Here is an 11,250-nt window from a genome sequence, read left to right as displayed (position 1 = left end):
CGCGACCGTAGCAGCGGTGCGGTGACAGGTGCCCGTTGCCGAAGTACGGGCGGTAGCCGCCAACCACTCCAGAACTCGAAGGTCGGGCCCCACCGCCGTCCTGCCGTATCTGAACTCTGCCCAGGCCACCCATCCCGCGTACGGCCCGAGCTTGGAGCGGTTACCTGTTGACCCTGTACCTGCGCCCCGGGCCGCTCGGTTCACCGACCGCCGAGGACAAGATCGCCGAGTAGGTTAGCCAACGCCTGTGCGGCGCCTGCTGGGAGCCGATCGAGGACGACGAGCCGTACGAGCGACGCCCATTCGACAGCGACTCGGCGGGAGCGATCCACGGCTACGTCCACGCCGAGCCGTGCGTCGATCGGCCGTCCCTGCTCGTGCCGGTGCCCCCTGAGGACTCAAGCACTTGAGCTGCCAGCACTTCCCGCAGCCTCAGGAACGACTCGGCTCGTAAAACCCCTCGTCACAAGCCGCTCATACGCCCGAATCACCTCGTCGGGTACGTCCTGTTGGATCATGAAGCCTTGAGCTGGGTAGATCAGCAGCCGTTGAAGAGATCCGACGAGCATGTCGATGACAAGCCGTGCGTCCTGGATTGAGTCCGCGTACTCCGAGAGCGTCATGGGAGTCGACGCACTCACGAACTCCACCTCAGGCCAGAGCTTGCGGGCCGTGGCGTAGGCCCGACGTTCCTCGTAGGGCTTGCTGACGAGAAGCACGGAGGACACCTTGATTCCGCGCTCTGTGAGCAGGGCGCGGGACAGGGTGATGTTCTGCCCGGTATTCCGGGCATGGGGCTCGACGAGGATGGCGTCCGCGGGAACGCCGAGTTCAAGCGCACGGTCCCGATAGTGCTCGGCCTCGCCGCGCGGCATGCGGCCCTGTGTCGTCCGGCTGGTCGCGCCCGTGAAGACGATCAGTGGCATCATGCCGCGCCGGTACAGGTCAACGGTGGTGTCGGCTACGCCCAGGTCGTGGCTGCCAAGACCGAGGCCGACCGAGCAGGGACGCGGCTCGTGATGCATCAGCTGGAAGTCCCAGAGAAGCCGGGCATCTTCCCAGTCCTGAGCGGAGATCACGCGGAACCTTCCTTGGCCTTGTCCCGGGCGGAGTCGGGGACTTCGAACTCGTACTCCCACGCGAACCGCGAGGCTGCGTGGATGCCGACGGCGAACTCGACCACTGTGCCATCTGCTGTGTATGTCGTCCGGTGAAGCTCAACTACGGGTTCACCCGTAGGAAGTTGTAGGAGTTTCACCTCGTCCGCTGTCGGCACGCGAGCGAACAACGCCTCTTTCATGTGGTCGATCTCGTACCCGGCGTCGTAGAGCACCCGGTATCCGCCGCCACGGCCGGCGGGGCCTGGCGTTGGATCGACGATGCGGGTTCCTTCGACGTGTTCGGGCCTGTAATAGCTGGTCAAGGTGTGCGTCGGTTGCGTGCCCTCCTTTACGAGGCGAGCACGTGCATACACCGGTGAGCCAACTGGGACACCGAGCCCCTCAGCGATCATCGTGTCCGCCGCGACGCGGTTGACGGTCTGCGTCTGCTCGTTCCGGTCGTAGGCACGCCCCGACGCCACGCGATCAGCGATGAACGCGACTTCGTCGCTGTCCCGCCATTTGACCTTGTCGTAGCGGGTGATGCCGAGCCGTTTGAGGGCAGAGCGCGGACGCACGATCGTGCCGTGGCCTCGTGTCGACGTCACGAGGCCTTCGGCCTCAAGTGCCTTGTACGCCTGGTGGACGGTGGCCTTCGAGCCTTCGCCGGCCTCTACAAGCTCCCTGATCTGGGGCAATTGAGCCCCTGGTGCGTAGTCGCCATTCCTGATCTGTTCCGCGACCCGGTCCGCCAGTTCACGCCACTTCGGTGCCACAGCAGAACTCCCTTCGACACGGACTAGTGAAGCACAGTCCTAGGACTATTGACAGTCCTAGGACTGCGATGTCATAGTCCTCCCATGCCGCCTGCAGTCCTAGGACAGCGGGGGGATGGCTGCCCTTGGGCTCCGCCATGGCATGTCGGTTCGGGATAGCTCCTAGCACGTCATGGGGGCCCTGAGCTGGTCGTTCCTTGACAACTCAACAGAGTGCACCTGAGGGAAATCCGCCCCACCTCCGCAAGCAAGAGGGCGGGCGCGTGCGGGTCCTGTCCCGTGCGCGGTACAGCGCAACCGCCCCGATGGTCGTAGGCCGGGTTCAACTCCCGGTCGGGGCACTGCGGCCGATCTTCGGTCGCGCCGCGCAGCCTGCGCGGCTTCACCTTCAACGACGCGGCCCCGGTGCTGGAACACCGGGACCGCTGTTCGGGCCGTTCACCTGTGGAAGGACACACGACCCAATGGACCACATCGTCACTGTTCAAGAGGCTGTTACCGCATTCGCCGACTTCATGGAGCCGACGGATGCCGAGCTGGACGCGATCGAGTTGGAGATGCCCGCGATCCTTGCGGACGTCGACCTGCTGGACGCGCAGATCATCACCATGGACCGCACCCCCACTGAGCTGGACGTGCGGCGTATCCGCCGGGCCCGCCGCAGGCTGCTGACCGCGCTGGCGGGCCAGGCCGCGACCGTGCACCGGGGTGGTGCGGCGTGAACGGACAGAACGCCGTGCGGGAGTTCACCGCGCAGATGTCCGTCCGTGACGGGCGCTGGCGCCTGTACGTGGCCTTGCTGAACACCACCGAGCGGTGGCCCGAGCACCAGTTCGGGCGGACGGTGCCGACGTTCACGGATCGCATGCGGGCGCTCCTGGTGCTCGGTTTCGAGCCTGTACCGGGCGCTGAGTGGGAGTGGACCGAGGACAGCGGGACCCCCGACGACCTCGCCTCCCCGGTCGTGCTGATCGCCGCGATTCGGGTGCGTTCATGGTCGGGGGTGAGCGTATGAACGCCGCTCACATCCGTTCAGCTGAGCGGGCGTTGTCAGCCGGCACGTGGCTGATCGTGGCGGGCGCGATGCTCTACTCGATCCTCACCGTCACCCCGCTCGCCTCGGCCCACACGCCCGCCCAGTGGGCCTGGACGGCGCCGATTCTGCCGCTGGTGGTGGATGCGGCGGTGGTCATCGTGGTCCGGCTGGACGCGGTGCTGGCCCGGCTCGGGGGCAACGGCGGGCGGTGGCCCATCGCGCTGCGGTGGATGACCGGCTGCATGACTCTCGCCCTCAACGTGGCCGATTCCGCGCTGAAGAACGACCTGGTGGGTGTGGCCGTGCATGCGGTCGCCCCGCTGCTTTTGATCGTCACGGCGGAGACAGGACTCGCCTACCGGCGGGCCATCACAGCCGCCGTGGTTGCTTGGGAAGCCAAGGAGCAGGCCGAGCGGGAAGCCCGCGAACGGGGCGCGATCGAGCGGCGTGACGAGGTCGCACGGCGGGCCCGCGAGGAACGCGAGCACGCGGCGGCACTCGCCCGTGAACAGCGTGAGCACGAGGCCCGCATGGCCCGTGAACAGGCCGAGCGGGAGGCCGCAGCGCGGCGTGAGGAACGGGAGCGGGAAGAGGCGCGGGAGCGTGCCGAGTGCGAGCAGCGTGAACGTGCGGACCGGGAGCGTGAACAGCGTGAGCGGGAGCGTGAACGCCGTGAACGTGAGGCCGCCGAACGCGCGGAACGCGAGCAGCGGGAGCGTGTTGAGCGGGAGCGTCGTGAACAGAGCGAGCGGGAGGAGCGGGCGGCGCGTGAACGGGCCGCGCTGCTGTCCGCCGGTCCTGCCACGGAGAAGCTGTCCGAGGACGACGCCCGCGCGATCGTGGCCGCCGCGCACGCGGAGGGCATGTCGGTGCGCACGGCTGCGGAGTTGTGCGGCTGGTCGGTGGGCTGGGTCTCGACCCGCTACGCCGAACTGCGGGGCCCGGTCAACGGTGTTCCGGTCGATCTCGCCGGTACCGGCCGTTGATGGCTACCGCGCACGCGAGTGGCTCGCTGCCCGTGCACCGGTGGCGTCTCGCCCTCCCTCGTCTCGCTCGGTGTGTGCGTGCGTGCCGTGCGCCGACTCCAACTGACCTGAGGGAGGGCCCTGATGGCACATCGTGACCCGCCGGGGATCATCGCCCCGCACATTCCCGCCGACGTCTACCGCCGCGCCGAAGCCAACGGACAGCCGGTCGTCGTCATCGTCCACACCACCGACCAGACCGGGCGCCCTCTGGGCCACTACCTGTTCCCGCTCGTCATCGCCGGGGCCGCCGCCATGGGTTGCTGGGGGCTGGTCGCCGCCCTGTGCGCGCTGCTCGACACTGCCGCTCACGCGGTCACCGTCATCGCGCAGACGACCGGCCCCATCAGCGTTGGCGGCATCACCCTCAAACTCGCCCGCCCCAAACACTGAACGACTTCCCCCCGCCCCCAAGCGGGCGGAAGTCGTAGGCGGCCCGCACAGCCCCCGACCCCCTCGCGTGTGGGCTCACATTCCCCGGGCCGTGAACGGCCGTTGAGGACGCCGCGAGGGGGTTGCACGGCTGGTTTTTCCGCCGCCCTACGCGCGCGGGCGCGTAGGGCCCCTACCCCTCCCCATCGCTCAACTCTGCAACATCGCAGGTCAGATGTGGTTGCAGGGGTGCAACCGGTGCTGTCGACGCAACCGACAGCACCGGCCCTGCAACCCGGCGGGCCGGTGACGCCACGCAACGGCGCACCGGCCCTCCTTCATGGTCTTGGAGGACCCTTTCGTGGACTGGAAGCAAGCATGGTCGACCACCACCAACACCACCACTACGGCTCTCGATTCACTCGCCCCGGTGTGCGCTCCGTTCGCGGCCCGCTGGGACCTGGAAGCCGAGCGGCGCGACAAGCTGCGTACCCCCGAGCACTTGAAGTCGCTGATGGCCGCGCAGAAGGAACACAACGCCGCGCGCTCCACACACGCCACGGCCAAGTCGCAGCAACACGCCGCCCGCGCCGCGTCCAACAACCCGTTCACGGTCGGCCGCCGCGCCGCCCGCGTCGCGGCCAAGGCAGCCCTGAGCCACGAGCGCGACACCCGCGCCAAACTCAAGACCGCGCGCGTGAACTACCCCACCACCCTCAAGGCCCGCGCCATCCAGGCGCACTCGATGCACGCCGTGCCCACCTCGATCGCGTCCGCGCTCATGTCCACCGCGCAACTCACCGTCTGGCCGGCCACCACGTCGGCCGTGCTGATCGGGGCGAACGTCGCCGCGCTCGCGCTCGGCCGGCGCAAGCTTCGGGTGCCGGTGGATGAGTCGGTCTCGGTGGAAGAGCGTCAGCTCATGGAACGCCTCGACCCTCCGTACTGGGTCGAGCACGCCCCGGATCGTGGTCTGTCGGGCACGGTCACCACGCCTCCCGCGATGGAGCCGGGCGGCATCCGCTGTGAGATCCGGCTGGACGGCACGTGGACGGTCAAGACACTCGCGGACAAGGCCGACTCCATCCGTGCGCTGCTCGGTGCCCGCACCGCGCTGCGCATACGGATCACCTCCGCCTCACGCGGCGGCTGGGCCGTTCTGAGCCTGGCGACCCGTTCGGCAGCCGCGGGGGTTTCCTCGCTGTGGATTCCAGAGCGCATCCCGTCCGACCCGCTCGCCATGAGCCTCGGCCTGGACACCGAGACCGGGGACGAGGTCCTGATCCCGTTCGACGAACGGCTGTTGGTGTCCGGCGCCTCCGGCACCGGCAAGTCCTGGTCCTTCCGTCCCCTCATGGCCACCGCCCACCTGCGCGGCGACCTGCTCCTGATCGACGGCAAGGGCGAAGAGGCCAACATCTGGGAACCGGTCTGCCGCGTCGCCGTGGAACGCGACGACATCACCGACGCGGTGGACCAGGCGCACGCGGAGATGACCCGCCGCAAGACTGGCATGAAGGCGCGCGGGATCAGCGTGTGGGACGGTCCTCAGCTCACCGTCGTCGTCGACGAGGGACAGGTGATCCTCGCCCTGATCACCAAGGACAAGGACCGCCTACAGCGGCTGATCGAGCTGTCGTCTCTGGGGCGCTCGCGCGGTGTCGTCCTGTGGTGGGCGACGCAGTACCCGCTGACCGACGGCGGGGCGCCGGGCGTGCACAAGCTGATCGCACCGAACCTCCTCACCCGGTTCTCGCTGCGGGTGGCCGGCACAACACAGGCACAAGTCGCCCTGGACGACTGCGCGCACTACGCACCGCACCAGATCCCCGACGGCCGCGAGTACCGAGGCCACGGCTACCTCAAGGGCTACGGACCGCGCATGCTGCGCACCTGGACCCTCGACGACGCCGGCGTACGCGCCCTGCCCAAGTCGATCTGGTCTCCGGCCCAGGCCACGGGCGGACAGGTTCCGCGCCCGCCGCTGCACCTGGTCAAGAACACGCCCGCCGCGACCGGGGCGGCAACCAACCGGGACAAGGTGCTGGCCGCCGTGCACTCCGGGGCCCGCACCGCCAAGGACGTGGCCGACACGACCGGCCTCAACAAGGGCACCGTCTCCCGCGAGATCAAGACCCTCACCGAGAGCGGAGCCCTGCACCGGACCCCCGACGGCAGGCTCCTGCCAAGCCGGCAAGCGGCCTGAGCACTCTCGCGAACGACAACGGCGGCCCCCCTCACGCCAATGAATCGGGGCCGCCGCCAATCCACCTGCCCTCAACAGACCTGTGGAGGTCTCCCAGCATGACCCAACCCACCGACATTCGGCGAGAGCACCTGTCTACCGCTCTCGCCTTGGCAGCCTCGGGCGTGCCGCCGCTGCCACTGCGGGCGGGGAAGGTGCCGTTCGGCAACTGCCCGACCTGCGCCAAGAACGCCTGTGGTGGCCGGCCGAACATGAAGACTCCCGGCCCCTGCACCTGCCCGCAACCATGCCACGGCTGGGCCGCCGCCACCACCGACCCGCACATCCTCAACTCCCCCACGTGGCGGCGGGCATGGCAGGAGGCGGCGGGCGTGGCCTATCACCCCGGGGGCGCGGGCCTGACCATCGTGGACCTCGACAACGCGGACTCCATCACGTGGGCCCGTGCCACCCTGCCCGCCACACGGACCGTACCGACAACGCGCGGCGAACACTGGCTCTACCAGGGCGCCATGCAATCCGCCAACGCGGTCCGACCCGGCGTGGACATCAAATCGCTCATGTCCTACGCCCGTTGGCTCGGACCCGGCACCGGAGCCCTCACGGGCCTACCAGACGTCGTACACGCGCTGATCGTGAAGGAGCCCGCCCCGGCCCGGCCCATGGCCGTCACCATGCCCGCACCCAGCGCGGGCGGACAGTGCCCCCACCGCACGCCGACCTATCTCGACCGTGGCATCACGATGGCCGAACAGCGCATCACCAGCGCCCGTGAGGCGGTGCACGCCACCGTCTACCGGACGTTCCTCGCCGTGCTCTCCACCCACGGCCGGTGCGGCTGCCTCACCGACACGCACACCGCCCGGCTGTTCACCGCCGCGCAGGCCAAGGGCGAAACGCCCCGGCACTGCATGGACGCGTGGACCAACGCCCTCACCACGTTGGGACTGTGACCATGTCTGAGGACGACAAGACTCCCGGCCGCGAGGTCATCGCGGACTACGCGCAAGCGCACTTCCGCTACTTCCGCACCGCCGACGGGACCGTGTACGCACAGAAGAAGGGCCATCCCGTGGCCCGCCCGATCCGCTCCCAGGGCACGACAGGCAGCCACCGCCAGGAACTCATGGTCGGCCTCTACCGCGACGGACGCGGCGCGTTCAACGGGTCCGCGCTCAAAGAGGCGTTGGACCTGATCGAAGCACTCGCCCTGACCGAGGACGTCCAGCCGGTCCACATCCGCGTCGCCCCCGGCTTCGACGGCGCGACCTGGCTGGACCTAGGGCGCGACGACGGGCAGTCCGTCCGAATCCACCCCACCGGGTGGGACATCACCGTTCCCGACCCGCATGAGGTGTGCTGGCGGCGCACCCAGCTCACCGGGGAACTCCCCCTGCCCGTCAAGGACACGAACGGCAAGGGCATCGACCTGCTGATGCGGCTGTGCAACTTCGCCAACGCCGAGACCGAGTGCCTGGCCATCGCCTGGCTGATCGGCTGCCTCGGCCCATCCGTGCCCGTCCCCGCACCGTTCCTCACCGGACCGCAGGGAGCAGGCAAGTCGACCGGAGGCCGCATGCTCACCCGGATCATCGAGGGCATGAGCGGTGACCTGCGCAGGGCCCCGAAGGACGAGGAAAGCCTGATCGCAGCGGTTGCCGCGGGATGGGTCACCGCCCTGGACAACCTCTCCCACGTGACACCCGACCTGTCCGACGCCATGTGCTGCATCGTCACCGGCGCCGAAAGCGTCAAGCGCGCCCTGTTCACCGACGGGGACGTCTTCCGCGTCGGCTACCGCCGCCCCCTGCTCCTGACCGGGATCGACGTCGGAGTCATCCGCCCCGACCTCGCGGACCGGCTCCTGCCCCTGCGCCTGGAACGCCCCCGCATCCGGCGCACCGAGGCCGAACTGTGGACGGACTACGCGGAAGTCCTCCCCGTCGTCCTCGGCTCCCTCCTCGACCTCACCGTCAAGGTCCGCGCGGCCCAGGCGGAGACCCCCACCGATCTGCGGATGGCAGACTTCGCCCACCTCTGCGCCCAGTTCGACGCGGCAACCGGCCTCGGAGCTCTGGCCGCGTACCGGGCCAGCCTGGACGACCTGAACGACGACGTCATCGAGGGCGACCTCCTCGCACAAACAATCCTCAAGCACGCCGAGACCATCGAACCCGGCGGCGCGCAGCGGATGACGTCAACCGAGTGGCTGTCCTGCCTCAGCCGCCTCTACAGCGGCGACGACTCCCGCCCCCTGCCCAAGGGATGGCCGACCACCGGCAAAGTCCTCTCCGACCGCCTCAAGCGCCTCCAACCCACCCTCGCCGCCCGGCGCGTCCTCGTCGACTCAGGCCGCACCAGCGCGGGCCGCTACCTCGAAATGACCCACACACTCCCCGCGGCCCCGCACGAGCAGGCACGGGCGTTCTGACCACACGCTCACCCGGACAAGCAAGAAGAGCACCACCACGCCGGGCGGGGGTGCTCCTCTTGCTGTTCGGCGCCTGCGCCGCCCCAAGGACGTGCCGCGCAGCGGCTCCTTCTCTGCTCTTTGAGCCGCACCCAACTACAACAAGGCAGCCCCTTCTTTGTCCTAAGAAGGAAGACCCTGCGTCATCCGCGTCACGCGAGCCGGGAAACGGCATGTGACCTGCAGCAACAGGCATGACGCAGACGGTTTGCTCTGCGTCATCCTGCGTCACCTGCGTCATCCGGTGACGCACCCCATGACGCCGACATGACGCACGCCCTAGCCGCTACGACAGGCAAACCCACAGTTCAGAGCCCTAAGTGACGCTCATGACGCCATGACGCAGAAATCCACGCCTCGGACAGACACGAGCTTCTGAGCAGACCTCGAAACCAACTCCATTCACAGGCCCCGCCCCCAGCCGGAGGTAGCCGCGTGCTCGCCCTCTCGCCCGCCGACCAGTTGCTCTACACCCCCGCGGAAGCTGCCACAGTCCTCCGCTTCGGCCGCTCGACCGTCTACGAGCTGATGGCCGAAGGCGCCCTGAAGTACGTCAAGCGAGGCCGCTCCCGCCGCATCCGCCGAAGCGACCTTGAGGCATTCGTGAACGCCCTGGAACCCCAGCCCAGCTAAAGCACGCGCACCCCCGAGGCGGCCCTGGACCAACGTCCGGGGCCGCCTCCCGCATGAAGGAACACAGAGGAGCACATGAGCCCCCGCAATCCGAACATGGAGTCATCCGTCTACGAGGGCAGTGACGGCTGGTGGCATGGCCGCGTCACGATGGGCGTCAAGGACGACGGGAGCCCCGACCGCCGCCACCGCCGGGCACGGACCGAACCCGAAGTGCGCCGCAAGGTCCGCGACTTGGAGAAGCTCAGGGACAAGGGACGCGCCCCGAAGGCCGGCCGCAAGCCGACCGTAGAGCAGTGGATGACGACGTACCTGACCGACATCGCGAGCCTCAGACTCAAGCCCCGCTCGCTGGACGACTACTGGTCCAAGACCCGCAACGACATCGTCCCGGGCGTCGGGCAGCACCGTCTCGACAAGCTCGCACCCGAGCACCTGGAACGGATGTACCGGAAGATGCTCGATGCCGGGCACGCTCCGTCCCACGTGCTCAAGGTTCACCGCATCCTCTCCCGCGCCCTGAAAATCGCCCACCGCCGCCGGATCATCGCCGAGAACGTCGCCACCCTCGTCGACCCGCCCACGGTCGACGAGACAGAAGCGAACCCGTTCACGATCGAGGAAGCCAAAGCGTTCCTGCGAGCAGCGGCCGAACGCCCCACCTCGATACGCTGGATCGTTGGCGTCGGAATGGGATTCCGGCAGGGGGAAGCACTCGGCTTCCGGTGGCCGTACGTCGACCTGGAAGGCGAGATGTTCCACCCTCAGTGGCAGATACAGCGGCTCACCTGGCGCCACGGCTGCAAGGCCCCGCACGCGTGTGGGGAACGCCTCCACCGATTCGAGCCCTGCCCGCCGGACTGCGCCGCGCACAAGGGCTACAAGCGCGGTTGCCCCGCGCCGTGTCCTAAGACGTGCACTCGGCACGCAAGTGCTTGCCCCGAGCGAAAGGACGGCGGTCTCGTCTTCACGCGCCCCAAGACGAAGAAGAGCCGCAATTCCGTGCCGATCCCTCCCCCGTTCATCCCGTACCTGATCGCGCACAAAGAACGGCAGGAAGCGCTGCGCGAGGCCGCGGGCGACGGGTGGGCGGAACACGGTGCCGTATTCACGCGGCCGGACGGGCGGCCGCTCGATCCCCGGGCCGACTGGGAGGAGTTCAAGGAGCTGCTCGCCGAGGCCGGTATCGACGACCGCCGCCTCTACGACGGCAGCCGTCACACGGCGGGCACGATCCTGAATGAGCTGGGCGTGGACATGGTCACCATCATGGAGATCCTTCGGCATACTCAGATCAGCCAGACGCGACGGTACGTCAAGGGCCGCTCTCACCTCTCGAAGGACGCAATGCGCCGTATGGGAGACACGTTCATACCACCTGCGGAAACAGCGCCTCAGACAAAGTCTGGCGTAGTGGGAAGTCGCGTGGCACGGGCAAACCGTCGACGTCGCATGCGCTAAAAATTTAGACCCTGCGTAGGACAACGTTTGTACTGAAGCCTCCATGGAGCCGCTGGCGGGGTTCATGCCGAATCCCGCCAGCACTGCAAGAAACCCTATCGGACCCAAACGAGCTCCCTCGGCGGAGTGGTCCACGCCCATGCCTGGGGTTGATCCTTTCACCGCTCCCCC

Annotated in this window: 11 protein-coding genes and 1 pseudogene; 10 read left to right on the top strand and 2 right to left on the bottom strand. The window is 68.4% G+C overall.

Features of this window, described 5'->3' with window-relative positions:
* Positions 1-88 precede the first annotated feature (88 nt).
* Positions 89-163: pseudogene (locus OHT57_RS27245) on the top strand (flavoprotein); the annotation flags it as partial.
* A gap of 235 nt (positions 164-398) precedes the next feature.
* On the opposite strand, the gene OHT57_RS27240 reads toward OHT57_RS27245, so the two are convergent.
* On the bottom strand, positions 399-1,079 hold the full coding sequence (locus OHT57_RS27240; RefSeq protein WP_328749136.1) for a YdcF family protein: 681 nt from the start codon (positions 1,077-1,079) through the stop codon (positions 399-401).
* The gene (locus OHT57_RS27235) at positions 1,076-1,876 is read right to left on the bottom strand and encodes a GntR family transcriptional regulator (protein WP_262063050.1); all 801 of its coding nucleotides are present in this window, start codon (positions 1,874-1,876) and stop codon (positions 1,076-1,078) included. The genes OHT57_RS27240 and OHT57_RS27235 overlap by 4 nt, the downstream gene beginning before the upstream one ends.
* Before the next feature lie 464 nt (positions 1,877-2,340).
* Here OHT57_RS27235 and OHT57_RS27230 point away from each other — a divergent pair, with 464 nt between their 5' ends.
* From OHT57_RS27230 to OHT57_RS27190, 9 genes are all read left to right on the top strand, one after another.
* Positions 2,341-2,598: a DUF6284 family protein gene (locus OHT57_RS27230; RefSeq protein ID WP_328749135.1), complete on the top strand. Its 258-nt coding sequence runs from the start codon at positions 2,341-2,343 to the stop codon at positions 2,596-2,598.
* Positions 2,595-2,891 (top strand): DUF6303 family protein, encoded by a 297-nt coding sequence (locus OHT57_RS27225; RefSeq protein WP_328749134.1) that lies wholly within the window; start codon positions 2,595-2,597, stop codon positions 2,889-2,891. Before OHT57_RS27230 ends, OHT57_RS27225 begins: the two co-directional genes overlap by 4 nt.
* Positions 2,888-3,898, top strand: a complete 1,011-nt coding sequence (locus tag OHT57_RS27220) for a DUF2637 domain-containing protein (RefSeq protein WP_328749133.1) — start codon at positions 2,888-2,890, stop codon at positions 3,896-3,898. Before OHT57_RS27225 ends, OHT57_RS27220 begins: the two co-directional genes overlap by 4 nt.
* A gap of 123 nt (positions 3,899-4,021) precedes the next feature.
* Positions 4,022-4,330, top strand: a complete 309-nt coding sequence (locus OHT57_RS27215; RefSeq protein WP_328749132.1) for a hypothetical protein — start codon at positions 4,022-4,024, stop codon at positions 4,328-4,330.
* 340 nt (positions 4,331-4,670) lie between these two features.
* Positions 4,671-6,515 carry a type IV secretory system conjugative DNA transfer family protein gene (locus OHT57_RS27210; protein WP_328749131.1) on the top strand — a complete coding sequence of 615 codons (1,845 nt, stop codon included), beginning with the start codon at positions 4,671-4,673 and terminating at the stop codon, positions 6,513-6,515.
* A gap of 98 nt (positions 6,516-6,613) precedes the next feature.
* The gene (locus OHT57_RS27205; RefSeq protein ID WP_328749130.1) at positions 6,614-7,468 is read left to right on the top strand and encodes a DNA primase; all 855 of its coding nucleotides are present in this window, start codon (positions 6,614-6,616) and stop codon (positions 7,466-7,468) included.
* A 2-nt stretch (positions 7,469-7,470) separates the two neighbouring features.
* Positions 7,471-8,946, top strand: a complete 1,476-nt coding sequence (locus OHT57_RS27200) for an ATP-binding protein (protein WP_328749129.1) — start codon at positions 7,471-7,473, stop codon at positions 8,944-8,946.
* Between the two features lie 474 nt (positions 8,947-9,420).
* Positions 9,421-9,618 carry a helix-turn-helix domain-containing protein gene (locus OHT57_RS27195; RefSeq protein WP_328749128.1) on the top strand — a complete coding sequence of 66 codons (198 nt, stop codon included), beginning with the start codon at positions 9,421-9,423 and terminating at the stop codon, positions 9,616-9,618.
* Positions 9,619-9,693: 75 nt separating this feature from the next.
* On the top strand, positions 9,694-11,079 hold the full coding sequence (locus OHT57_RS27190; RefSeq protein ID WP_328749127.1) for a tyrosine-type recombinase/integrase: 1,386 nt from the start codon (positions 9,694-9,696) through the stop codon (positions 11,077-11,079).
* Positions 11,080-11,250 lie beyond the last annotated feature (171 nt).

Source organism: Streptomyces sp. NBC_00285 (assembly GCF_036174265.1).
Taxonomy (GTDB): Bacteria; Actinomycetota; Actinomycetes; order Streptomycetales; family Streptomycetaceae; genus Streptomyces.
Note: the sequence above shows the minus strand (reverse complement) of the source record. Positions and strands in the feature narration are given on the sequence as shown.